Raw genomic sequence first — 23,997 nt, forward strand, 5'->3', positions numbered from 1 at the left:
GAGTTAGCGCTCCTCGCGGAATTCGACGTGCTTGCGGGCGATCGGATCGTACTTCTTCAGCGTGATGCGATCCGGGTTGTTCCGCTTGTTCTTCCGCGTGACGTACGTGTAACCCGTACCCGCGGTCGACTTCAGCTTGATGATGGGACGAATGTCATTCCGGGCCATTTAGATCTTCTCCCCACGTGCGCGGATCTGGGCCACGACGGCCTCGATCCCGTACTTGTCGATGGTCTTCAGACCCTTGGGGGACACCGTCAGGGTGATGGTGCGACCCTCAGAGGCGAGGTAGAACTTCTTGCGCTGCACGTTGGGGTTCCAACGGCGTGACGTGCGCCGGTGCGAGTGGGAGACGGTCTTGCCGAAGCTCGGCTTCCGTCCCGTGACCTGGCAAATCGCCGACATGGGCTTTCCTTTGCTTCCTAGCCGCCCATCAGCCGGCTCCAACGCGCCACACCGGGGGCAGAATCGCGGCTTCCCCTCCTGCTCGTGGTGCCGATTTCGTGGTTGCCACGGCGGCGGTACGTGCGTGAACACTGCTCAGGTGCTCGGAGGGGGAGTGCTCTTCTGCATCCGGGGCGCCGTCGTGCCAGGGCACTGGGCGTCAAACGAATAAACAGACAACAGCGAGGATTTACCCTACAGGCGGCCCCGGTGGATTCCTAATCGCCTGGGAGCGCGTGCATTTGCCCGCGCCCGGTGCCCGGCCCGCGCGGTTGCTTTGCGACGATCATGTCACGCGCAGCCGCCCTTCGCCGGTTGCGCCGCGCCGGGGAAGTGCCGCGGCGTGCAGGCCGGTCCCCGGTGGCGGCCGACGGCGTTTTTCCTTATGGGCACCGGTGCGTGTATGGTGCTAAAGGTTCATCGCCCACCGTAGCGGCGATGTTGCACGCATACGAACCCAACTCGGGCACGATCCGGGCTCCGGCGGTTCCCTTAGGTTTGCGGCGCATTAGACGTCGTAAAGCAATGGTCCGCCCATGCCGCCCGGAAGCGACCCGTAGTTCAATCCTGAGGGAATCGACAGCATGAAGAAGGACATCCACCCCGACTACCACCCGGTGGTCTTCCAGGATGCGGGTACGGGCACTCAGTTCCTGACCCGTTCCACCGCCACTTCCGGCCGCACCGTCCAGTGGGAGGACGGCAATGAGTACCCGCTCATCGTCGTCGACGTGACCTCCGAGTCGCACCCGTTCTGGACCGGCGCCCAGCGTGTCATGGACACCGCGGGCCGCGTCGAGAAGTTCCAGCGCCGTTACGGCAACCGCGTTCCGCGCCGTTCCAAGAAGAACTAAGAAGGAGGGTAAACCCAAATGGCAGTTCCCAAGCGCCGCATGTCGCGGGCGAATACCCACGCCCGCCGTTCCCAGTGGAAGGCCGACAACGTCGCCCTCCAGGAGGTCAAGATCGACGGCCAGGTGCACATGGTGCCCCGCCGCCTGGTCAAGGCCGCCCAGCTCGGCCTGATCGACGTCAAGCAGTTCTAATAGCGTCGGATCGCGCCGATTCCGGCCGATCGAAGGTTGATCCGCAGACCCGCTCCCCGCGATGGGGAGCGGGTCTTCGGCTTTCTCCGGCGTTGCTCTCAGCGGCGGCACAGCCGTTCACGGCACAATGGGGGCATGAAGATTTTGGTGGTGGATGACGACCAGGCCGTGCGCGAATCGCTGCGGAGGTCGCTGACGTTCAACGGGTACACCGTGGAGTTGGCGGAGGACGGCGAGCAGGCGCTGGCGAAGATCACGTCGGACCGGCCCGACCTGGCGATCCTCGACGTGATGATGCCCAAGCTCGACGGCCTCGACGTGTGCCGCCGGCTGCGCAGCGAGGGCGACGACCTGCCCGTGCTAATGCTCACCGCGCGCGACTCGGTGTCCGAGCGCGTCTCGGGCCTCGACGCCGGCGCCGACGACTACCTGCCCAAGCCGTTCGCGCTCGAGGAATTGCTGGCGCGCGTGCGCTCGCTGCTGCGCCGCGCCGCGCTGGAGCCGACGACGTCGCAGGACCCGGTCACCCTCAAGTTCGAGGACCTGAGCCTCGACCCCGACACCCGCGAGGTGTTCCGCGGCGAGCGCGCCATCAGCCTGACCCGCACGGAGTTCGCCCTGCTGGAGCTGCTGATGAACAATCCCCGCCGGGTGCTGTCGCGCACGGCGATCCTCGAGGACGTGTGGGGCTACGACTTCCCGACCTCCGGCAACGCGCTGGAGGTGTACATCGGGTACCTGCGCCGCAAGACCGAGGCCGAGGGCGAGTCGCGGCTCATCCACACCGTCCGCGGCGTCGGCTACGTCCTGCGGGAGACCGCGCCGTGATCCTGCGCCGTTCCCGCGGTTCCGCCGGGGCCGGCGCTGCAGCCGGTGCCGGTGGGGCCGAACCCGGAGCCGGGCATGCAGCCGGACGAGGCACCGGGCAGGTAGCCGGGCAGGGGGAGGACCCGGCGTCGAATGCCGGGAAGACGGGAATACCGGGCCAGGCAGACCCGTCCGGGAAGGGCGGCAAGCCGGGCAAGGCCGGTAGAACCGGCAAGCCGGGTAAGGCGGGCAAGCCGGCCAAGCCCGCCAAGTCGGGGAAGTCCGTGTGGGGCGCGAAGCGGTCCGATTCCCCGTCCCCAGTCGACGGCGAGGAGTTCGACCGCGCCTTCAATTCGGGGTTCGGCCACCGGTTGTCGCTGCGCTGGCGGCTGACGCTGATGACCGCCCTCATCGTGGCTGCGTCGGTGGGCCTGATGACGCTCGCGGCGTTCGTCACCGTGCAGGCGACGCTGTACCGCGAGGTCGACGCGAACCTGAAGACGCAGGCGACGCAGCTGCTCAACTCCCCGTACGCCTCCGAGTTCGCCATCGAGCCGATCGTCACGGCGGATTCGCTGAAGATCCTCAACCCGGATCTCGACGCCATGTTCTTCGCCCGCGACAGCATGACCGGCCGCGGCGGCACCATCAACATTGGCGGGCCGGAGTTCGCCGTGATCAGCGGCAACCGGTCGGAGTCGTTGCGCACCGACGAGTTCAGCAACAAGCGCATCTACGCCATCCACGACCCGTCGGGAGCGACTCTCGTGCTGGCGCACAGCCTGGACTCGACCAACGCGGTCCTTCGCTCGCTCGGCGGCGTGCTGTTCGTGATCTCGGCGATCGGCGTGTTCTTCGCCGCCGCCGCCGGCATCACCGTGGCCACCGCCGGCCTGCGCCAGGTCGCCCGGCTGCGCCGGGCCGCCGACCGGATCGCCGAGACCGACGATCTGCGCCCGATCCCCGTCCACGGCCGTGACGAGCTCGCCCGCTTCACCCGTTCATTCAACGAGATGCTCGCGGCGCTGCAGGCGTCGCGCATCAAGCAGACGGAGCTCGTCGCCGACGCCGGCCACGAGCTGAAGACGCCGCTGACGTCGCTGCGCACCAACGTCGAGCTGCTGATGATGGCCTCACGGTCGGGTGCGGCGATTTCGGCGAAGGACCGCGAGGAGCTCGAGGCCGACGTCATCGCGCAGATCGAGGAGCTGTCGACCCTCGTCGGCGACCTCGTGGACCTGGCGCGCGAGGACGGCCCGCAGCAGGTGATCGAGGAGGTCGACGTCGTCGACGTCATCGAGACCTCTCTGGAGCGCGTCGAGCGCCGCCGGCCCGACGTGACGTTCATTCTCAAGCTCAACGATTGGTTCCTGTTCGGCGACCCCGCCGCCCTGGGCCGCGCGGTGCTCAACCTCATGGACAACGCCGCGAAGTGGTCGCCGGAGGGCGGCACCGTCCGCATGGAACTGCGCCCCGTGGGCGAGGATCTGGTCGAGCTCACCGTCGCCGACTCCGGCCCGGGCATCCCCGAGGCGGAGCGGGCGAAGGTGTTCGAGCGCTTCTACCGCGCGATCCAGTCGCGATCGATGCCGGGGTCGGGGCTGGGGCTGGCCATCGTCAAGCAGGTCATCGCCCGCCACGGCGGCACCATCGCCGTGGAGGAATCCGACGACGGCGGCGCGCTCATGCGCGTCCGGCTGCCCGGTTCCGCCACTCGTTCGGAGCACCCCGCCGTCGTCCAGTGATGCGGGCGGCGGCGCCGGTGCCGCCCTCGCCGCACGATTTCCGGATCAGCTGTCCGGCCAGGTTTCCGGGCCAGTGTTCCGGACCAGGTTTTCCGGCCGACATTCCGGGCGGACTTTCCCGCCAACTTCATCGACGCCACGCAGTAGCCTCTCAGTGTTCTGTCAGATGGAAAAGGCAAGGTAGTCCGCATGACTAACGACGAATCCCGTTGGGGCAGGGGAGCCGGCAACCAGCACGGCCCCGAGAGCTTCGAATCCCGCACTCCCGAGTCGGGTTCCGGGCCGGGGGGCCAGTGGGGTTCTCCTCCCAACGGTGGATTCGGAACCAACGGAGCGGGCCCGCACGAGAGCGCGCCCTCCTCCGGGAACCAGTACGGGGCCACCGGTCACGGGGCAGCCGGCAACGGCGGCACGGGGTACGGCGCCACAAGCAACGGCGCCTCGGGTTACGGCGCGCCCGGCAATGGCGGCACGGGTTACGGCGCCACCGGCTACGGCTCCGGTCAGCTGCCCGCGAACGGTCCCGGCGATGGGCCCGGGGGATACGCGGACCAGGGCGGAGCGAAGAAGGCCAAGGGCATCGGCGCGCTGGGCATCGCCGCCCTGATGCTCGGCTCGGCCGCGGTCGGCGGCGCCACCGCCGCCATCATCACGAACGCCAATTCGGGTGGCGGTGCGTCGTCGGGAAGCAACTCGAACGTGACCAACGCATTGGAGGAGCCCGGCGCCGCCCGCACCGAGCCCGCCCCCGAGGGATCCGTCGAGGCGGCGGCGCAGGCGGCGCTGGACAGCGTCGTGTCCATCCAGGTGGTCACCCCGCGCGGCACGGGATCGGGCTCGGGTTCGGTCCTGTCGTCCGACGGCCTGGTGCTGACCAATCAGCACGTCGTCGCCGAGGCCGAGGAGCCCGGCGCCCGCATGACGGTGCTGCTCAACGACGGCACCTCGCATCCCGCGCAGTACGTCGCCGGGCATGGGCCGTCCGACATCGCGGTCATTCGCGTCGACGGCGTGAACAACCTGCGGCCGATCTCGCTCGGCGACTCGTCGAAGCTGGCCGTGGGGCAGGAAGTCGTCGCCGTCGGCTCGCCGTTGGGGCTGACGTCGACGGTGACGTCGGGCATCGTTTCCGCCGTCAACCGCCCCGTCGGGGTGTCGGGCGCCGGCGGCGAATCGACGGTCATCGACGCAATCCAGACCGACGCCGCCATCAACCCGGGCAACTCGGGCGGCGCGCTCGTCGACCTCGACGGCAACCTGGTCGGCGTGCCCAGCGTCATCGCCTCCAACGGCGGCGGCGAGCAGGCCGGCAGCATCGGCCTCGGTTTCGCCATCCCGGTCAATCAGGCGCGGCGCATCGCCGACGAGCTCATCGCCAACCAGTCGGTGCAGATGCCGGCGATCAACGCATCCATCGACACCCGCTCCCCGCTGCCCGGCGCTCTCGTCGGCGAGGTCATCCCCGGGGGTGCGGCGGAACGAGGGGGCTTGCGGCCGGGAGATTTGATCGTGAAAGTAGATGATCGAAGGGTCGACTCGGGCGTCGCCCTGATCGCCGCGATCAGGTCGCGTGCGGTCGGCGATACTGTCACACTGACCGTGACGGACGAAGACGGCCGCGGCGAACGCACCGTCGACGTCACGTTGGAGGCCGCCGGGGAGTGATCCCCGCCCCGCCGTTTACCGGCGGGGGTTGTCGCCGGTGCCCGCCGGATTTCGCCGGCGTGCGCTGGCGTCCGGTCGGCGTCTGGTCGGCTTCCGGCTGGATTGCGGCTGGATTGCGGCCGTTAGTGCTTGATGTTCGGTTGATGTGCGATTTGTGTGTGACTGAGATGCGACAAGGAATGCGACATGGGTGAATTGGACGGCGCCGGACGTTTCGACGGCGGGGCCCTGGCCCCCGACCTGGAACCCGACGAAGGCAATCTCGAGGCCATCGAGCGCGAGATCGCGGCGGCGGCGCAGACCCGCCGGGCGCTGGTGGTGCTCGTCGGCGATCGTGCCGCGGAGGATGAGCGCACCGGCGAGTTGATGGTGGAGCTGCTCGAGGAGGACGGCTACCACGTCGATGCGGTGGTCACGTCTCCCTCGGAGAAGCGCGAGGTGCGCAAGGCCCTGGAGACCGCCGTCGTCGGCGGCGCGGACCTGGTGGTCACCGTCGGTGGCGTGGGCGTCAGCCCCCGCGACCTGGTGCCGGAGGCGACCCGCAAGGTGCTGGACCGCCGATTGGGCGGCATCGAGCAGGCGCTGCGTGCGTCGGGCTTGGCCGCCGGATCGACCGAGGCGGGCCTGTCGCGCGGTTTGGCCGGCATTTCCGGCTCGACCGTCGTGATCAACCTCGCCGATACCCGCGCCGCGGTGCGCGACGGCATGGCGACGCTGGGCCCGCTGGTCGCCCACGTCGTCGAGGAAATGGGCCGGTGGCGGATGTGACCGTCTCGGGGGAGGGGGACCGGGGCAACTCGGGGGACGCAGGGGACCGCGCAGCTGACGGCCCGGCAGCCGGCGATCGGGGAGCTTTGCGACGGCGCCGTCCCCGCCGCCGCGCCGGGGCCTCGCCCGCGGCGTTCACCCGCAAGAAGTCGAGGGCGGACAGCGGAAACCCCCCACCGGAATCTCCCGACGACGTCGGGGATTTCGATGAGGGGTTCTGGCGGGGCGAAATGCCGCCGCACTGGGGCTGAGCCTTATTGGGGGCCGAGCCCCGCGCCGCGGCTCCCGCATGAAGGGGCCGGGCGGCGTCGCGGCTTAGGCGCGGTGGGCGCCACCGTCGGTCAGGTCGCCGTCGATGTTCTTGTTGAGGGCGGAGTCCGGGGTGCCGGACTGCTTGGCCAGCAGGTCGCGGATCTCGGTGAGCAGATCGGCCTCGGTGACCTCGTCCTCGGCGGTGGTCTCCAGCTTGGCCTCGCGCATGGCGTTGAACTTGTTCATCGGGGCGACGATGACGAAGTAGACCACGGCGGCGACGAGCAGGAAGTTGATGGCCGCCGAGATGACGGAACCGAAGTCCATGAACGTCGAGGGGTTGTCCGACAGGATGCGGAAGCCGAGGCCGTCCGCGGCGTCGGTGCCGCCGATGGCGTTGATCAGCGGCTGCATGAGGTTGTCGGTGAAGGCGGTCACGATGGACGTGAACGCAGCGCCGATCACGACACCGACCGCGAGGTCGATGACGTTGCCGCGCATGATGAATTCCTTGAAGCCCGCGAGCATATTATTTCCCTTCGTAGCGGAAGCTTGACGGACACAACATAATCGGTCATCACCGGAAATGCACCATGAGGGGTAACCATCACATCCCCCCGCTGCACGTGGTCGCCGCGACCTGCCTTTTCGCGCCGCTTTCCTGGGGCTTTATTGAACATCGGGTCCAGTATCAACCCCTGGTTCAGAATGCCCGTTTTGCCCGATTGGATGGCTAATGCCCGATTCTCTGGGCGTCGACCCAGGTCGCGCCGGTTGTCGACTCGGTCATATGTGTCACGCACTGTTGGCATAGGTTCGAGCGCCGCGCCCACCCCACCTCACCTGGACAGCACCAGCGTCAGCGGCAAATCCAGCCCCGCCGACGCCACGGTGGCCGCCGCACCGGGGGGAAGGGCGAGCAGGACGACGCCGTCGTCGTCGGAAAGCACGACCCTGGCACCGTTGGCGACGGGCCTCGCCGAGCCCGCCTCCGGCCCCGGCGCCAGCACGTCGACGACGTCGCCCGTGCGCAGCATCGGCGTCAGCCCGGCATCGCGCGGGGTGACGGCGACGATGTGCGCGTCCTCCGCCCCGGTGAGCGCCTGCGCGAGCGCGACCCCGGCGAAGCGGGCGTCGGTGAGGATCTCCCCGCGCGCCAGCGGCCCGGCCGGCGTCGATCCGACGATGTCCTCGGCCCGCCGCACCGCCCGGTCGGGTATGTGCTCCTCCGGCACGGCCACCACGGTCACGTCCGCCTCCGCGATGGGGTCGCCCGCCGCGACGTCCTTCGCCGCGACGACGACGGTGACGGTGCCGTCGTCCGGGCCGGCCAGGTCCCGCACCGCGACGCCCACCGCCAGCACGGCCAGGGCCAGGGCGATTGCTTGACGACGCCTCCGCGCAGGAAACCGCCGCGCCCACCCCGCGGCGCCGGATCTTCCCTCGCGGCGGATCCCGATGCCGCCCACGTCCCGGCCGGTCGCCTTTCCTTCATTCCTTGGATTCCCTGTTGCTGTACCGCTCCGCATGGTGCTGCCCCGCATGAATCCGTCCCGCATGTTTCCGCCCCCGTGGTCTCGTCGCCCGCTGTGCAATGTGCCCGACTGCAGCCGCCTGACTGCAATGTGCCTTACTGCAATGGACGCGCGCGGGGGCCGATCGGTTCCATCGGATTTGGGCGGGGGCACCCCACGGTGAACCGGGAGGGGAAAGCGGGGGATCAGGAACCCGGGATGATCAGCTCATCGGCGGTGATCACCGCATCGACCGGGACATCGTGGGCGTCGTGGGGGACGGCGTCGACGACTTCGCCGGGATGCAGGATCGCGGCAACCCGGCCGGTGGCGTGGGCGAGGCTGCGGTCGTAGTACCCGGCGCCGCGCCCCATCCGCATCCCGGAGCGGTCGGCGGCGACCCCGGGGACGATGATGATCTCCGCCTGCGCCAGAGCGTCGGGTTCCAGACGCGGGCCGACCGGCTCCGGCAACCCGTATTTGCCGGGCGCCAATCCGCCCGACTGCACCCCGCCAAAGTCCACCCCGCCCGAGTTCTCTCGCGCACCCCGATACTCCGCCCACTGCAGGGCGGCCGGCGGGCCCGGCGGGCACACCGGCAGCAGCAACCGCACCGGCGGCATGCCCTCCGCTTCCGCCGCCGCCGCGAGGTCGGAGAGCAGCTGGTCCGGCGTCAGCGACGTCGCCCCCGGTTCGACGTCGACCGGCACATGGGCGGCGATGGTGATCGTGGTAGCAGGGCCCGCCGCCACCTGCGATGCGATCCACCCCACCACCCGCGCGGCGAGCCGGGCGTCATCGGAGGCCCGCGCCGCCGGGTCGGAGGCGGCGCGGGAAGAGAGGATGGACCGTCGCAAAGCAGCCTTGCCGGACGGTCCCGGCGACGCCCCGCGATCCCCGCCCCCGTGCCCGCCATCCAGCCCGTTTCCCATGTGCGCGACACTACCCCGCGGGTTCCCCGGACCAGGCGGGGACAGTCGGTAGGGTGGCCGCCATGACCACTCCGCACGACGCCCACGACAACGCCGGACGCGGCGCCTCCGGACGCAACGCCGCCCGCACGGTGATCGTCCCCGCGGCCGGCATGGGCACCAGGTTCCTGCCGGCGACGAAGACGGTGCCGAAGGAGCTGCTGCCGGTCGTGGACACGCCCGGCATCGAGATGATCGCCGAGGAGGCCGCCGCCGCCGGCGCGTCCCGCCTCGCCGTGGTCACCGCCCCTAGCAAGGACGGCGTGCTCGGCCACTTCGAGCGCCGCGCCGACCTCGAGGAGACGCTGCGCGAGCGCGGCAAGGACGACATCGCCGACAAGGTCAACCGCGCCCCCGAGGTCATCGAGGTCAGCGGCGTGATCCAAGAAAAGCCCCTGGGCCTGGGCCACGCGGTGCTGGTGGCCGAGGAGCTGCTCGCCGACGACGAGGACGCCGTCGCCGTCATGCTGCCCGACGACCTGGTGCTGCCGCTGGGCGTGATGGAGCGCATGGCCGCCGTCCGCGCCGAGTACGGCGGGTCCGTGCTGTGCGCCCTTGAGTTGCCGCGCGAGGACGTGTTCAACTACGGCGTCTTCGACATCGAGGAGCCCGAGGAAGGCTCCGATGGCGAGGCCGCCGCCGACGTCAAGCGCGTGCGCGGCATGGTGGAGAAGCCCTCCCCGGAGGAGGCGCCTTCGACGTTCGTCGCGGTGGGCCGCTACCTGCTGGACCGGGCGATCTTCGATGCTTTGCGACGGATCGACCGCGGCAAGGGCGGCGAGTACCAGCTCACCGACGCCATCGAGCTGCTGATCCGCGAAGGCCACCCGGTGCACATCGTCATCCACGACGGCTTCCGCCATGACCTGGGCAACCCGGGCGGGTTCATCAAGGCGTGCGTCGACTTCGGCCTGCGCCACCCGTCCTACGGGAAGTCGCTGCGCCGCTACCTCGAGCGCCGCCTGCCCCAGGGCGATTCGCCCGACTTCTGCGACGAGGCACCCGGGGAGGCCTGATGCGTTCGGTCGAGGAGCAGCTCGCGGCGATCACCGCCAATGCGGCGATGCCCGCCCCGGTGCGCATCGCCATTTCGGAGTCCCTGGGGCTGCTCTGCGCCGAAGACGTCGTCGCCGAGACGCCGCTGCCCGGTTTCGTGCAGTCGGCGATCGACGGCTACGCGGTCCGCGCCGTCGACGTGCGCGGCGACTCGGGGGAGACGCTGGCGGAGTTCGACGAGGTGACGCTGCCCGTCGTCGGCGAAGTGTCCGCCGGTTCGCATCATCCGATGCGGCTGCAGCCCAAGCAGGCCGTGCGCGTGCACACGGGTGCGCCGCTGCCGACGCTTGCCGACGCCGTCCTGCCGCTGGATTGGTCCGACCGCGGGGAGCGGCGCGTCACCGCGCTGCGCGCCGTGAAGTCCGGCGATTTCGTCCGCCGCGTCGGCGACGACGTCCAGCCCGGCGACGTCGCCGTGTCCGCCGGCGCCGTGATCTCCCCGGCGCAGGTCGGCCTGCTCGCCGCCGTCGGCCGGTCGAAGGTGCTGGTGCACCCGCGCCCGCGCATGTCGGTGGTCTCCATCGGCGCCGAGCTCGTCGACGTCGACCGCGATCCCGGCCTGGGCCAGGTCTACGACGTCAATTCCTATGCGCTCGCCGCCGCCGGCCGCGACGCCGGTGCGGAGGTCCACCGCGTGGGCATCGCCGCCGGCGAGCCCCGCCGGATCCGCGAGATCATCGAGGGCCAGCTGATCAAGTCGGAGCTGCTGGTCATCACCGGCGCCGTCGGCGGCGCGGCGGGCGACGAGGTCCGCCGCGTGCTCGCCGAGATGGGCGAGATCGACGTCGAGCGCGTGGCCATGCACCCCGGTTCCGTGCAGGGCTTCGGCCTGCTCGGCGACGATCGCATCCCCACGTTCCTCCTGCCGCCCAACCCGGTGTCGGCGCTGGTCGTCTTCGAGGTGATGGTGCGGCCGCTGATCCGCATCGCGCTGGGCAAGGGCAACCCCCGCCGCCGCACCGTCGCCGCCCGCGCCATCGCGCCTGTCGATTCGCTGGCCGGGCGCCGCGGCCTGATCCGCGGCCAGCTCATGCGCGACCGCGAGACGTCGGAGTACCTGGTGCAGCCCTTCGGCGGCGCCACCGGGGCGCAGGCCCACCTGCTGGCGGGCCTCGCCGAGGCCAATTGCCTGGTCGTCGTCCCCGATGACGTCACGCACGTGCGCCCCGGCGACATCGTCGACGTCCTCTTCCTGGCGAGGCAGGCCTAGCGGGGTCGCGGCGGGCCGTCGTCAAGCAAGGACCGCAGGAGCGGGAAGCACCGACCATGGAAATGCGTTCGCAGCGGTTGACCACCCGCGCAGGCACCGTGCGGCTGAGGCCGTTGCGGCGCTCCGACCTGCCCGAATGGCGGGCGGCCAGGCGTGCCGACGAGCACATCCTCCGCGCCGTCGAACCCGCCGGCGACGTGGACTGGGGACGGGCGACGTCGCCGCGGGCGTTCCGGAAGATGCTGCGCGGCGCGCGGGCGGCGGCCTTCGACGGCGACGCGGCGATCGCGGCCATCGAGTTGGACGGGCGATTCGCCGGGCAGATGACGCTCGGCTCGATCCGGCCGTTTCCCGTGGCCACGTGCTGGGCCGGGTACTGGGTGGCGTCGGCGTACTGGGGCGGGGGAGTCGCGACCGCGGCGCTGGCCCTGGCGTGCGACCACGCGGCGGCGCTGGGCGTCCACCGCATCGAGGCCACCGTGCTCGCCGACAATGCGGGGTCGCGCAAAGTGCTCGAGCGCTGCGGGTTCCGCGAGGTCGGCGTCGTGCGCGAGGCATTCCACATCGACGGGGCGTGGCGCGACCACCTGCTGCTGGAGAGGCTGGCGTCGCAGGGCGGGGCCGTCGACGCGCTCGTGGCGGCGGGGGCCGTGGCGAGGTTGCGCGGCGAGACCGCCTGAGTCGCACCCGGCAGAGGGGCGTGGTGCGGTGACTGCGCCGCGGGTCACGGGCGAGTTTCGGCACGGCAACCATTCGGCGTGGCGGGGCCGGATCGGCGGTGCCGGGCGTTAACGTTGGGCCAAACCCATGCCGGGTCGGGGAAGGGCCCGCGGCACCGGGGACATTTCCGACGACAGGAGGAATCCCGACCATGTCGAGCTCTCTGCTCCTCGTGCTCATCGTCGTGGTGTGGCTGTTCGTTCTCGCGCCTCTGGTGGTCAACACCAGGCAGCCCATCCGTCGCACGTCCGAGGCCCTTGGCCGCACCCGCCTGCTCCACCAGGGCGGCGAGTCGGTGGCCACGCGGCGCCGCCGCCCGACCCTGACCGAGCGCGACGTGCGCAAGCCCGGCGAGGAGGTCGACGAGTCGCTGGAGACCGTCGACGCCGAGCTGGATGATCCGATCGATCCGGAGGCCGGCGTCACCGGTGGCGCGACGCGCTACCGCCGCGATCTGGACGACGACATCCTCATCGACGATCTCGAGGACGCCGACCACCGCGCCGATCGCGCCGATCGCGACGCATCGCGCGCCGGTGGTGCTGCCGCCGGTGCCGCAGATGCCGACCGGGACGCCGCCGAGGAGGTCCCGGCCGTCGTCGAGGGCGACGTCGTCTACGAGCTCGAGGCCGCCGACGCCGCCAATGATGCCGACACTGCGGACCTGGTCGACGCGGAAGTCGCGCCCGAGGCCGGCTCCTCCGATGACGCTATCTCGCTTGACGACGCCCCCGCCCGCGCCGAGAAGCCCATCGCCGACGGTGCCGCCGAGGATGTCCGCGCGTACCTGTCGCCGGAGGACTTCCTCGTCGTCGACGACTCCACCGCTGCCAACGAGACGGCCGGCGCCGCCGGGTCCGCCGAGGTTGCCGAGACCCGCGAGGCCGAGTCTGTCGAGGATCGCGACGGCGCCGCTGCGGCTGCAACGAGCGACGCTGTCGAGGCGGAGTCGGCCGAGGAGCGCGACGATGCGGTGCTCGCCGACGACGCGATCGATGCGGAACTCGACGCCGAGCTCGACGGCGAGCGCGACGGCGACCGCGAGTACGAGGACGGGCGCGAGCCCGCCGCCGAACTCGACGACACCCTCACCGACGACGACCTGGCCTTCGCCGAGCGCCGCCGGGGCCGGGGCGGTTTCGATCCCGTCTCCGATGCCCGCTACGCCGAGACCCGCTTCGCGCGTCGCCGCCGCAGCGTCGGCGTGCTGGCGGCGTTCATCATCATCGGCGTCGCCCTCGGCGCGTTCGTCGGCGGCTGGGCCTGGTGGCTGCCGCTGGCCGGTGCCGGCCTGCTGGTGCTGTACCTGGTGTACCTGCGCCGCACGGTCCTGGCCGAAAACGAACTGCGCGCCCGCCGCATCCGCCGCATGAAGATGGCCCGCCTGGGCGTGCGCAACTCCGAGGACGAGGAGCTGGGCATCCCCGAGCGCCTGCGCCGCCCCGGCGCCGTCGTCGTCGAGCTCGACGACGAGGACCCGGACTTCGCCGATCTGCCGTACTCCACGTACGAGTTCCCGGAGGAGGACATCCGCCGGGCCGCGGGCCAGTAGCCGACTGCCGGCCAGCAGTCGGCGGTCATCGCCCGCAGGCCAGTGACCTGCGGATTTTGGCCCCCGGGGCGGGGCTGTTAAAGTTGCTTTCGTCGCAGACGGGGTACCGGTACCTTCGCCGGAATCCGGTACTCCGTAGGCGCGAGGGGCTATAGCGCAGTTGGTAGCGCGTCTCGTTCGCATCGAGAAGGTCAGGGGTTCGATTCCCCTTAGCTCCACGCTCGACACCCGGGTGTCAGCGACAAGGGTTCTTCCGAAGGGGTTCGGAAGGGCCCTTTTTCGCGCTCGGTGCGTCCCGGCTATCCTTGCTTTCCATGAACCGACCCGCCGTACGCGATGGAGCGCTGCTCGTCCTCCGCCTCATCCTGGGCGTGATCTTCATTGCGCACGGGTGGGACAAGATCTTCCTCACCGGCATCGACAAGACGACCGGCTATTTCGTCGCCGCGGGCATCCCGCAGGCGGAGTTCACGGTGTGGCTGGTGGCCATCGTCGAGTTGGTCGGCGGCGCGCTGCTGATCCTGGGCCTGCTGGCCCCGGCGGTGGCGATGGTGCTCGTGGTGACCATGTTGGGCGCCCTGTGGGCCGTGCACTTGGGCAACGGGCTGTTCATGCGCGACGATGGCGCCGAGCTGGTGCTGTCGCTCATCGGCGGCCTGGTCATCGTGTGGGCGTTCGGGGCGGGGCGCGCGAGCCTCGACCGGATGTTCACCAGGTAGGCGGGGCCCATGAAGTGCGAGGACGTCCGCGCCGCGTTGTCGGCCCGCTTGGACGGTGAGCCGTCGGGTGCCGATGACGACGTCGTCGACGCCCACCTCGACGCCTGCGACGATTGCCGCGCGTGGTTCGAGAAGGCCGTCGCGCTGAACCGGTCGCTGCACATGGGGCCCGCGCGCGAGCCGGGTGCCGCCGGGCCGGGCCCCTCGGGCCCGGGTCAGGGGCATGGGGTGGGGCGGGGCCCGGGTTCCGGTCCCTTGCTTCCCGACGCCGCCGAGATGGCCGCATTGTCCGAGCGCATCCTGTCCACCGTGGAGCCCGAGCGGCGCCGGCGGGAACGGACGTGGATGTTCGTCGCGGGCTCCGCGCGCGTGCTGCTGGTGGTCCTCGGCGTGCTGCATCTGCTGTGGGGCATCGAGCTGCTGCTCGGCGCCGGAGGGGCGATGGCGCAGGTGTCCATGGACGCGGGCGTGGACGTCGCCGAAGCGCTCGGCGACGAGGCGGCAGCAGCGGCCGCCGCCCTCGACGAGATCGTGGCCCCGACCATCGACGCCGCGGCGATCCGCATGGCCTTTGCCGTCGGCATGTTCTGGGCCGCGTGGCGCCCGCGCGCGGCGATGGGCATGACGCCGGTCTACGGGGCGGCGGCGATGTTCTCCATCGGTTTCGCCACCCGCGACCTGGTCCTGGGCACGCTCGACGTCACCGATTTCGCGGGGCTGGCGCTCATGGCCGCCTCCGCCGTCGCGCTGGGCCTGGTGTGGCTGGGCGGATACACGCCCTCGGCCATGGCCCAGGCGTGGCGTGCGGCCGCGGGGCGCCCCGTGCGGGGCCTGCCCGGCGAACTCGACTGAGGTCCTCGGCCGACTGACGCGGCGGAGCGCTCGGCCGGCGGGCCTGCCTCCCTACTTCCAGCTGGGCAGCCACAGGCGCATGTCGAAGGTCTCCAGCGGCAGGGGGATGCCCGACATGATGGGCAGCCAGAAGACGAACGCCGCCGCCACGACGGCGAGGTACGCCGCCACGAGGCCGATGCCGATCGGACGGCCCTTCGGCCGCCAGCAGCTGACGTCGGAGGCGATGATTGCGATGGCCACCAGCACGAAGGGGATCAGCGCCGTGGCGTAGAAGAAGTACATTTGCCGGTCGTAGGCGATCAGCCACGGCACCCACGAGGCGATGAAGCCGACGGCCGGCAGCGCGAACCGGCCGTCGCCCCGGAGGACCCAGCGGTACAGGGCCCACAGCATGACGGGCACGAGCAGCCACCAGATCGGCGGGGTGCCGAAGAGCATCAGCCACGCCTTGCAGTCCCGCTCGCCCAGGCACGTGGTCTCCTGTGAGTAGTACAGCATCGGCCGGCCGGACCAGATCCACTCCCACGGCTTGGATTCCCAGGGGTGCTCGTGGCCGCCGGAGGTGGTCAGCGACCCGTGGAACTCCAGGACGCCGCGCTGGTAGTGCAGCCAGTTCTGCACCGCCTCCGGCAGCCACCCGGTGCCGGGGATGCCGGTGTCGCGCTTGGCCTCGGGGATGTGGCGGTAGACCGACGTTTCCTCGGCGAACCACGACCGCCACGACAGCAGGTACACCACCAGCGGCACCGCGACCAGGTGGCCGAGCGCGGGCAGGGTGTCGCGGGCCAGCGCACCGAGCGTCGGCTTTCCGACGCCCACGCGCTTCCTGTCGGCCAGATCACAGAACACGCTGAGCAACCCGAACGCCGCGACGTAATACAGCCCCGACCACTTCACGCCGAGCGCCAGCCCCAGCATGATCCCCGCCGTGAAACGCCACCAGCGCCAGGGCAGGGGAGGGCCGAGGTCGTCGTCAAGCGGCCCCGGATAAGCCGCCAGCCTGCGGGCGACCTGGTCCCGGTCCACCATCAGCGCCCAGGCCGCGCCCATGATGAACGCGGTCTGGATGATGTCGAGCATGCCCATCCGCGACGACACGAACAGCACGCCGTCGGCGATGGCCAGCACCCCGGCGACCAGCGTGGCCACGGCCGAGCCGGACAGCCGGCGCGTGATGTCCATGATCGCCAGCACCACCAGCACGCCGCACACCGCCGACATGAAGCGCCAGCCCAGCGGGGTGTAGCCGAAGAGCCACTCGCCGAACGCCATGACCTGCTTGGCCACCGGGGGATGGACCACCAGGCCGAAACCGGGGTTGTCCTCGATGCCGCCGGAAATCGGGTCGCCCGAGGAGCGGAGGATCTGCCACGCCTGCGGCACGTAGTGCTTCTCGTCGAAGACGGGCGTGCCCTCATCCGTCGGGAAGCTCAGCCCCACGAACCGCGAGATGCCGGCGATGATGCCCAGCACGATGAACGCCCGCGTATCCCACGGCGTCCACCGCACGGGCAGGCGCCGGGGCTTCGGCGCGGCCGTCGCCACCGGTGCGGCACCGCCCGGAGTGGAATCCGGTGCGATGCCGTCGATCGTCGGCTCGGGCGGGGGCTGGGTCACGTCCACGATGATAGGCAAGGGCCGTTAGGATCGCGTCCATGGCTTCCAACGGCGAGACCGACCGCACCCCGACGGGCGACACCGGGGCCGGCGCCGGCTGGGAACCGGCCCGCTCCGGCGGGCGGGTGCTCCAGGCGGGCATCACGCTGGCGGCGACGCCGCTGGGCAACATCGGCGACGCCACCGACCGGCTGCGCGCCGCGCTCGGCGAGGCCGACGTCATCGCCGCCGAGGACACCCGCCGCGCCCGCCAGCTGGCGTCGGCGCTGGGCGTGGAGATCCGCGGGCGGGTCGTGTCGAACTTCGACCACAACGAGGAGCAGCGCATCGCGCAGCTTCTCGACGCCGCCCGCTCCGGGCACCGCGTCCTCGTGGTCACCGACGCGGGCATGCCCGTCGTCTCCGACCCGGGGCTGGCCGTCGTGGCCGCCGCCCATGATGCGGGCTTGCCCGTGACGTGCCTGCCGGGGGCGTCGGCGGTGACCACGGCGCTGGCGCTGTCGGGGCTCAAGGTCGGCCGGTTCATCTTCGACGGCTTCGCCCCGCGCAAGCAGGGCGCGCGCCGCGAATGGCTGCAGTCGCTGGCCACGGAGCAGCGGGCCTGCTGCTTCTTCGAATCCCCGCACCGCATCGCCGCGACGCTGTCCGAGGCCGCCGACGTCCTCGGCGGGGAGCGCCGCGTGGCCGTGTGCCGCGAATTGACCAAGATGTACGAGGAAACCCGCCGAGGCACGCTCGAGGAGGTCGCCGAGTGGGCGGCCGACGGCGTGCGCGGCGAGATCACCGTGGTCATCGAGGGCGCGGGCGTGACCTCGGCGCCGGTGAACCCGGAGGACCTCGTCGACGAGGTCGAGTTCCGCGTCGCCGGTGGTGACCGCCTCAAGGACGCCTGCCGTTCCGTCGCGGGCACCGCCGGGCTGGTCAAGCACCGCGAGCTGTACCAGGCCGTGCTCGATGCCCGCGCCGCGCGCGAGGCCGATTAAGGCTGAGCGCTCCCATTGATCTGCATATTGTTAACCAATTGTGACGATCGTTCACCGCACTATTGGCTGACCAGGGGATATGCGGGCGCCGGGGCGTCGTAAAGCTGCCCGAAAACTGGGAAAAACCTGAGATTTATGGCGTTCACATTTGTCATCCCAGGTCAAGGGCCGTCATGGTGGTTTCATGACCACCTCTGACCGTGAACACGGACCATCAGACGAACGAGAAGGGATCGACTCGGGCTTCGGCGACGCCGGCGGCGTGGCCACCGGCGCGGTGATCCCCCCGCCGGCCATCGCCGACTCCGACCTCCCGGGCGAGGAGCCCGGCGGGCGGTCCGGCTCCGGCATCGACTTCGGCGTCACCCTCCCCGCGATCGGCCTGATCCTGGCCATCGTCGCGTGGGGCCTGATCTGGCCGGACAACTTCGCCAATTTCGCGTCGACGTCGCTGGGCTGGGTCGTCGACAACACCGGCTGGCTGTTCGTCCTGGCCGGCACGGTGTTCGTGTTCTTCATCGTGGCCATCGCCCTGTCGAAGTTCGGGCACATCCGCCTCGGTGGCGATGACGAGAAGCCCGAGTTCTCCACGGTCAGTTGGATCGCCATGATGTTCGCCGCCGGCATGGGCATCGGCCTGATGTTCTACGGCGTCGCCGAGCCGCTGACGTTCTACCGCAACGGCGTGCCCGGTCACCAGCCCAACGAGGTGGGCACGGCCATGGCCACGACGATGTTCCACTGGAGCCTGCACCCGTGGGCCGTCTACGCCATCGTCGGCCTGTCCATCGCCTACGGCACCTACCGCCTGGGCCGCCGGCAGCTGATCTCGGCGGCGTTCATCCCGCTCATCGGCGTGCGCAACGCCGAGGGGTTCCTGGGCAAGCTCATCGACGTCCTGGCGATCTTCGCCACCGTCTTCGGCACCGCCGCCTCGCTGGGCCTGGGCGTCCTGCAGATCACCGCCGGCCTGGAGTACACCGGCCTGGTGTCCAACCCGGGCACGTGGCTGATGCTGGGCATCATCGTCGTGCTGGGCCTGGCCTTCCTGGCCTCCGCCCTGTCGGGCGTGAGCAAGGGCATCCAGTACGTGTCCAACTTCAACATGATCGCCGCGCTGGTCCTGGCCGTCTTCGTGCTCATCCTCGGCCCGACGGTGATCATCCTGAACACCATCCCGACCGCCGCTGGCTCCTACCTGTCGCAGTTCTTCGAGATGGCCTCGCGCACCGGCGCATCGGCCAACGGCACCGCCGGCGAGTGGCTGTCGGGATGGACCATCTTCTACTGGGCGTGGTGGATCTCGTGGTCCCCGTTCGTCGGCATGTTCCTGGCGCGCATTTCGCGCGGCCGCACGATCCGCGAGTTCGTGTTCTCCGTCGTGCTCGTGCCGTCCGTTGTGTCGCTGGTGTGGTTCGCCATCTTCGGCGGCTCGGCGATCCACCTGGAGCAGATCGGCCAGTCGATCTGGGGCGACGGTTCCGCCGAGGGCCAGCTGTTCAGCCTCCTCGACGCGTTTCCCGGCGGCGGCATCGCGGCGTTCGTGGCGATGATCCTGCTGGCGACGTTCTTCATCACCTCCGCCGACTCGGCGTCGACGGTGATGGGCACGATGAGCCAGAACGGCCGCCTCAACGCCTCGCGCCCCGTCACCGCGATGTGGGGCATTTCCACGGCGCTCATCGCCGTCGTCCTGCTGCTCACCGGTGGCGAGGATGCCCTGTCGAACCTGCAGTCCGTGACCATCCTCGCGGCGAGCCCGTTCGTGCTGGTGATCATCGCGCTCATGTTCGCGCTGGTGAAGGGGCTTTCCGACGACCCGCTGTACCTCGACGACAAGGAACAGCGCCGATTCGCCCTGAAGCTGGCCCGCGAGCGCCGCATCGCCGCCGCCGCGGAGGGGCGCCGTGCCGCACGCGGTGGCCGCGGCCACAAGCACGGCAAGACCGGCAAGACCGGCAAGGCCGACAAGGCCCACGTGGCCGACGAGGTCAAGTAGGCCGCGACCGTCCAAGTCCGCCCCCTCTGATCTGTCCGCTTCAGATCCGGCCGCTCTAAATCCGGCGGAGCAGCGGCGCGGCCTTGGCCAGGATCTCGTCCCACTCGGCGGCGGGGTCGGAGTCGATGGTGATGCCGCCGCCGACGCCGGCGTCGACGGTGATGGGGGCGTCGTCAAGCAGGGGCCCCGGGCCCCGGAACTCCGCGGTCCGGATGGCGACGTTGAGTTCCAGCGCGCCCCCGGCCGCCGCGCCGATCGCGCCGCAATGCACGCCGCGGGCGACGGGCTCCCAGCCGGCGATGAGCTCGGCGGCGCGGATCTTCGGCGTCCCCGTCACCGAGGCCGGCGGGAAGCAGGCGCCGATGAGGTCGGCGTGGGGGAGGCCCGCCGGCAGCTGCGCGGTCACCTCGGACACTAGGTGCCACACGCCGGGGGCGGGCCGCACGGCCAGCAGATCGGTGACGCGCACGCCGCCGGTGACCGCGACCTGGCCGAGGTCGTGGCGGACGAGGTCGACGATCATGATGTTCTCCGCGACGTCCTTGCGCGACGCAGCCAGTTCCGCCGGATCGGCCGTCAGCGGCACGGTGCCCTTGATCGGCGACTCGCGCACCGTCGCGCCGTCGCGGACGAGGAACTCCTCGGGGCTCAGGCTCGCGACGACCACGTCGCGTTCATCGGCGTCGATCCCCGCGAGGAATGCCGCACGTACGGGGGAATGCGTGACGACGCGCCGCGCCCACCACCCCGCAGCGGCCCCCACCGTCGGGTTCGCGGCGGGCGATGCGGTGCCGGGAGAAGGGGCGATGTCAGGAAGTGGGGAGGTGCCGTGAGAGGGGGCGATGCCCGAAGAAAGGGCAGTGCCCGCCGGTGCCACGGTCCCGTGGAAACGCGTGGACAGGCACGCCTGGTAGACGTCGCCGGCGCGGATGGATTCGAGGCAGTCGAGCACGCCGCGCTCGTGGGCGGCGCGGTCGCCTTCGTCCCAGTCGATGACGGGGTCATCGGGAAGCTCGAAGGCGGTGGCGCCTGCGAGCAGGTGCGGCAACTCCGCGGCCAGCGCAGCCGACGCGCCGGGCGCCGCGGACCAGGCGTCGCCGTCGAACAGGAGGACGTCGCGGGTGCCCGCCGAAAACGCCTCGCCCGAATAGGGCAGCCAGCCGAAGGTCCACCTGTCCGCCGCAATGGGGTCCGGCGCATTAGAGTCCGCCGCAATGCCGGAATCGGGTGAGGGGGCGGGGGATGGATCGTCGTCAAGCGAAAAAGCCGACGCCGCGGCAACCGGCCGCAACGCCACGTCCGGCGCGACCACCGCCGCGTGCCCGAACCAATCGCCAACCAGAGCCGCCGGCCGCTGACCGGTGGCGGCGAGGTAGGCGACGAGGCGCGCGGGCGAGGGGGTCACGGGAGATGATCGTAGCGGGCGCCGCACCCCGACCTGTGAGGGGAGCGACGAGTCCAGAAAAAGATCCAGCCCACTCTCGACCGAGGTCGAGGCGGGCTGAACGATTGCCCCGATGATAAACCGAAGATTCGGGATGCGCCAGCAGGACGGCACCTACCGTCGAAGGAGCTCCACGGATCGTCTACCGATTCCCGTTGCCGCTCCGGTGATCCATTTCGGCACGGGGACGTCGTAAAGCAAGGAAACCCGGGCCCATGTTCGGGGAAACCGGGCGCGCCCACACTGCGCGAAGCCATCCGGGCCATGGTTTAACCTGAGAGGCATGTCTCGCATCCTCACCGCCGTCGCCTGGCCGTACGCCAACGGACCCCGCCACATCGGGCACGTCGCCGGGTTCGGCGTCCCCTCCGACGTCTTCGCCCGCTACCAGCGCATGGCGGGCAACGAGGTGCTCATGGTCTCCGGCACCGACGAGCACGGCACCCCGCTGCTGGTCCAGGCGGAGAAGGAGGGCGTCACCGTCCAGGAGCTCGCCGACCGGTACAACCGGCAGATCGTCGAGGACCTCGCCGGGCTGGGGCTGAGCTACGACCTGTTCACCCGCACCACCACCCGCAACCACTACGCGGTGGTGCAGGAGCTGTTCCGCGGGCTGCACGACAACGGCTACATGGTGCGGCAGACGACCATGGGCGCGATCTCGCCGTCGACCGGCCGCACCCTGCCGGACCGCTACATCGAGGGCACGTGCCCCATCTGCGGTGCGTCGGGCGCGCGCGGCGACCAGTGCGACAACTGCGGCAACCAGCTCGACCCGGCCGACCTCATCGACCCGGTGTCCAAGATCAACGGCGAGACGCCGAAGTTCGTGGAGACCGAGCACTTCCTCCTCGACCTGCCGGCCATCGCCGAGTCGCTGGCGCAGTGGCTGCGCGAGCGCGAGGACTGGCGGCCGAACGTGCTGAAGTTCTCGCTGAACCTCCTCGAGGACATCCGCCCCCGCGCCATGACCCGCGACATCGACTGGGGCGTGCCCATCCCGCTGGACGGCTGGTCGGACGACAAGGCCAAGAAGCTCTACGTGTGGTTCGACGCGGTCGTCGGCTACCTGTCGGCGTCGATCGAGTGGGCGTATCGCGTGGGTCGCCCGGAGGCGTGGCGCGAGTTCTGGAACGTCGGCGGCGGCGAGGACGGCGCGGGCGCCGAGTCCTTCTACTTCATGGGCAAGGACAACATCACGTTCCACTCGCAGATCTGGCCGGCGGAGCTGCTGGGCTACGCGGGCCGGGGCTCGCGCGGCGGCGAGGCCGGGGAGTTCGGCGAGCTGGCGCTGCCGACGGAGGTCGTGTCCTCGGAGTACCTGACCATGTCGGGGTCGAAGTTCTCGTCGTCGAAGGGCGTGGTCATCTACGTCAAGGACTTCCTCGCGGAGTTCGGCCCGGACCCGCTGCGCTACTTCATCGCGGTCGCCGGCCCGGAGAACCAGGACACCGACTTCACGTGGGACGAGTTCGTCCGCCGCGTGAACAACGAGCTGGCCAATGGCTGGGGCAACCTGGTCAACCGCACCGTGTCCATGGCACACAATAATTTCGGCGAGGTTCCGCAGCCCGGCGAGTTGCTTGACGACGACCGCGCGCTCCTCGACCTGGCCTCCCGCACCTTCGACGAGGCCGGCAAGGCGCTCGGCGCGTCGCGGTTCCGTGCCGCGGTGACCGCCGCGATGCACGTGGTCGGCGAGGCGAATGCGTACATCGCGGCGCAGGAGCCGTGGAAGCTGGCGAAGGACGACGCGCAGCGCGAGCGTTTGGCCACGGTGCTGTGGACCGCGCTGCAGGTGGTGTCGGACTGCAACACCCTGCTGACGCCGTTCCTGCCGGCGTCGGCGCAGAAGGTTCACGAGACCCTCGGCCGCGATGGCGTGTGGGCCGCAATGCCGGAGGTCCGCGAGGTCGCCGACGACATGCCGGTCGAGCCGGTGGGCGTCGGTCTGCCGGAGGCCGGCCGGACGTACCCGGTGATCATGGGCGACTACGCCGATCAGTTGGCCACGTGGGGGCGTGTGGACATGGTGCCGGGGGCGAAGCTGTCGAAGCCGAAGCCGCTGTTCGCCAAGCTGGATCCGGAGCTGGCGGAGACCGGCCCGCAGTGGGCGCCGGTCAACCCGGGGCAGTAGGCGCGGGGCCGGGGCGGACGAGGCGCGGAGCCGCGGCAAGCCCTCGGCCGGCGTCGCTGGTGGGCTCCATCGGGGACTTTCCCGGCGCCACGCGGGCCGAATCGGGTGCCGCCCTCACTAGTGGGCCCCATCGGGGACTTTCCCGGCGCCACGCGGGCCGAATCGAGTGCCGCCCTCGCAAATAGACGCCGAGTGGACAGAAAGAACTGGTCAACCGCGTCTTTCTGTTCGCTGGACGTCTATCTGGAAGTGAAGGCCGGGCGGGGAGGGTGCGTCCGCGGTTCGGCGAGCCCTCCGGCGGCCTTGGTCGGCGCCGCTGGTGGGCGTCGCGAGAACCCGCCGCTTGTCGATGCTGTCCGCCTGCGTCCCGAGAGCCCGTAGGCCGGCGTCGCTTGTCGGTGCCGCCTCATTGGGGCCCGCGACGATTCGTGTCGCCCCATCGATGCCAGGTACCTACGTTTCGGCCAGGTACCTACGTTTAAACGTAGGTACC

General features: G+C 70.5%; 22 protein-coding genes and 1 tRNA gene. 16 read left to right on the forward strand and 7 right to left on the reverse strand.

Translation table 11 applies throughout. The annotated features are described in order from the left end of the window. Positions 1 to 3: 3 nt before the first annotated feature. Positions 4 to 168, reverse strand: coding sequence for a 50S ribosomal protein L33 (gene rpmG, locus ACFWGD_RS11885; RefSeq protein WP_018019289.1), 165 nt, complete (start codon positions 166 to 168; stop codon positions 4 to 6). Continuing rightward, positions 169 to 405 (reverse strand): 50S ribosomal protein L28, encoded by a 237-nt coding sequence (rpmB, locus tag ACFWGD_RS11890; protein WP_035119548.1) that lies wholly within the window; start codon positions 403 to 405, stop codon positions 169 to 171. It abuts the gene before it with no gap. A gap of 623 nt (positions 406 to 1,028) precedes the next feature. Between rpmB and ACFWGD_RS11895 the strand changes: the two genes are divergently transcribed. The 6 genes from ACFWGD_RS11895 to ACFWGD_RS11920 all read left to right on the forward strand — a co-directional run bounded on the left by ACFWGD_RS11895 (position 1,029) and on the right by ACFWGD_RS11920 (position 6,475). After that, positions 1,029 to 1,298, forward strand: a complete 270-nt coding sequence (locus ACFWGD_RS11895; protein WP_035119546.1) for a type B 50S ribosomal protein L31 — start codon at positions 1,029 to 1,031, stop codon at positions 1,296 to 1,298. A gap of 18 nt (positions 1,299 to 1,316) precedes the next feature. Continuing rightward, positions 1,317 to 1,490 (forward strand): 50S ribosomal protein L32, encoded by a 174-nt coding sequence (rpmF, locus tag ACFWGD_RS11900; RefSeq protein ID WP_295627907.1) that lies wholly within the window; start codon positions 1,317 to 1,319, stop codon positions 1,488 to 1,490. Positions 1,491 to 1,625: 135 nt separating this feature from the next. Then, positions 1,626 to 2,318 carry a response regulator transcription factor gene (locus ACFWGD_RS11905; protein WP_377778902.1) on the forward strand — a complete coding sequence of 231 codons (693 nt, stop codon included), beginning with the start codon at positions 1,626 to 1,628 and terminating at the stop codon, positions 2,316 to 2,318. After that, positions 2,315 to 4,042: an ATP-binding protein gene (locus ACFWGD_RS11910; protein WP_377778903.1), complete on the forward strand. Its 1,728-nt coding sequence runs from the start codon at positions 2,315 to 2,317 to the stop codon at positions 4,040 to 4,042. The genes ACFWGD_RS11905 and ACFWGD_RS11910 overlap by 4 nt, the downstream gene beginning before the upstream one ends. A 189-nt stretch (positions 4,043 to 4,231) precedes the next feature. Continuing rightward, the gene (locus ACFWGD_RS11915) at positions 4,232 to 5,707 is read left to right on the forward strand and encodes a S1C family serine protease (protein WP_377778904.1); all 1,476 of its coding nucleotides are present in this window, start codon (positions 4,232 to 4,234) and stop codon (positions 5,705 to 5,707) included. Between the two features lie 186 nt (positions 5,708 to 5,893). Further along, positions 5,894 to 6,475 (forward strand): molybdenum cofactor biosynthesis protein B, encoded by a 582-nt coding sequence (locus ACFWGD_RS11920; protein ID WP_377778905.1) that lies wholly within the window; start codon positions 5,894 to 5,896, stop codon positions 6,473 to 6,475. 315 nt (positions 6,476 to 6,790) lie between these two features. Here ACFWGD_RS11920 and mscL read toward each other — a convergent pair whose 3' ends face one another. The 3 genes from mscL to ACFWGD_RS11935 all read right to left on the reverse strand — a co-directional run bounded on the left by mscL (position 6,791) and on the right by ACFWGD_RS11935 (position 9,173). After that, entirely contained in the window at positions 6,791 to 7,255 is a 465-nt protein-coding gene (mscL, locus tag ACFWGD_RS11925; protein ID WP_377778906.1) for a large-conductance mechanosensitive channel protein MscL, read from the reverse strand. Positions 7,256 to 7,566: 311 nt separating this feature from the next. After that, positions 7,567 to 8,196, reverse strand: a complete 630-nt coding sequence (locus ACFWGD_RS11930; protein WP_377778907.1) for an SAF domain-containing protein — start codon at positions 8,194 to 8,196, stop codon at positions 7,567 to 7,569. A gap of 251 nt (positions 8,197 to 8,447) precedes the next feature. After that, on the reverse strand, positions 8,448 to 9,173 hold the full coding sequence (locus ACFWGD_RS11935) for a 5-formyltetrahydrofolate cyclo-ligase (RefSeq protein WP_377778908.1): 726 nt from the start codon (positions 9,171 to 9,173) through the stop codon (positions 8,448 to 8,450). Between the two features lie 62 nt (positions 9,174 to 9,235). Here ACFWGD_RS11935 and ACFWGD_RS11940 point away from each other — a divergent pair, with 62 nt between their 5' ends. From ACFWGD_RS11940 to ACFWGD_RS11970, 7 genes are all read left to right on the forward strand, one after another. Further along, entirely contained in the window at positions 9,236 to 10,228 is a 993-nt protein-coding gene (locus tag ACFWGD_RS11940; RefSeq protein WP_377778909.1) for a UTP--glucose-1-phosphate uridylyltransferase, read from the forward strand. After that, positions 10,228 to 11,478 carry a gephyrin-like molybdotransferase Glp gene (gene glp / locus ACFWGD_RS11945; protein WP_377778910.1) on the forward strand — a complete coding sequence of 417 codons (1,251 nt, stop codon included), beginning with the start codon at positions 10,228 to 10,230 and terminating at the stop codon, positions 11,476 to 11,478. The genes ACFWGD_RS11940 and glp overlap by 1 nt, the downstream gene beginning before the upstream one ends. 56 nt (positions 11,479 to 11,534) lie before the next feature. After that, the gene (locus ACFWGD_RS11950; protein WP_377778911.1) at positions 11,535 to 12,158 is read left to right on the forward strand and encodes a GNAT family N-acetyltransferase; all 624 of its coding nucleotides are present in this window, start codon (positions 11,535 to 11,537) and stop codon (positions 12,156 to 12,158) included. Between the two features lie 191 nt (positions 12,159 to 12,349). Further along, a complete protein-coding gene (glpR, locus tag ACFWGD_RS11955) occupies positions 12,350 to 13,750 on the forward strand; it encodes a gephyrin-like molybdotransferase receptor GlpR (RefSeq protein ID WP_377778912.1) in 1,401 nt (466 codons plus the stop codon). Positions 13,751 to 13,895: 145 nt separating this feature from the next. Next, positions 13,896 to 13,968, forward strand: a tRNA-Ala gene (locus tag ACFWGD_RS11960). Between the two features lie 96 nt (positions 13,969 to 14,064). Further along, complete coding sequence (locus ACFWGD_RS11965) at positions 14,065 to 14,469, forward strand: DoxX family protein (protein ID WP_377778913.1); 405 nt, start codon at positions 14,065 to 14,067, stop codon at positions 14,467 to 14,469. 9 nt (positions 14,470 to 14,478) lie between these two features. Beyond that, positions 14,479 to 15,321: a zf-HC2 domain-containing protein gene (locus ACFWGD_RS11970; RefSeq protein ID WP_377778914.1), complete on the forward strand. Its 843-nt coding sequence runs from the start codon at positions 14,479 to 14,481 to the stop codon at positions 15,319 to 15,321. A 51-nt stretch (positions 15,322 to 15,372) separates the two neighbouring features. Here ACFWGD_RS11970 and ACFWGD_RS11975 read toward each other — a convergent pair whose 3' ends face one another. Further along, positions 15,373 to 16,914 (reverse strand): dolichyl-phosphate-mannose--protein mannosyltransferase, encoded by a 1,542-nt coding sequence (locus ACFWGD_RS11975; RefSeq protein ID WP_377778921.1) that lies wholly within the window; start codon positions 16,912 to 16,914, stop codon positions 15,373 to 15,375. A gap of 65 nt (positions 16,915 to 16,979) precedes the next feature. On the opposite strand from ACFWGD_RS11975, the gene rsmI reads away from it, so the two are divergent. Both rsmI and ACFWGD_RS11985 read left to right on the forward strand, forming a co-directional pair. Next, a complete protein-coding gene (gene rsmI / locus ACFWGD_RS11980) occupies positions 16,980 to 17,924 on the forward strand; it encodes a 16S rRNA (cytidine(1402)-2'-O)-methyltransferase (protein ID WP_377778915.1) in 945 nt (314 codons plus the stop codon). Between the two features lie 184 nt (positions 17,925 to 18,108). After that, positions 18,109 to 19,923 carry a BCCT family transporter gene (locus ACFWGD_RS11985; RefSeq protein WP_377778916.1) on the forward strand — a complete coding sequence of 605 codons (1,815 nt, stop codon included), beginning with the start codon at positions 18,109 to 18,111 and terminating at the stop codon, positions 19,921 to 19,923. Between the two features lie 55 nt (positions 19,924 to 19,978). On the opposite strand, the gene ACFWGD_RS11990 is transcribed toward ACFWGD_RS11985, so the two are convergent. After that, a complete protein-coding gene (locus ACFWGD_RS11990) occupies positions 19,979 to 21,328 on the reverse strand; it encodes a chorismate-binding protein (RefSeq protein ID WP_377778917.1) in 1,350 nt (449 codons plus the stop codon). A 322-nt stretch (positions 21,329 to 21,650) separates the two neighbouring features. Here ACFWGD_RS11990 and metG point away from each other — a divergent pair, with 322 nt between their 5' ends. Further along, positions 21,651 to 23,504 carry a methionine--tRNA ligase gene (gene metG, locus ACFWGD_RS11995; RefSeq protein ID WP_377778918.1) on the forward strand — a complete coding sequence of 618 codons (1,854 nt, stop codon included), beginning with the start codon at positions 21,651 to 21,653 and terminating at the stop codon, positions 23,502 to 23,504. Positions 23,505 to 23,997: the final 493 nt, after the last annotated feature.

It is taken from the genome of Corynebacterium sp. NPDC060344 (genome assembly GCF_042725215.1).
Classification (GTDB): domain Bacteria; phylum Actinomycetota; class Actinomycetes; order Mycobacteriales; family Mycobacteriaceae; genus Corynebacterium.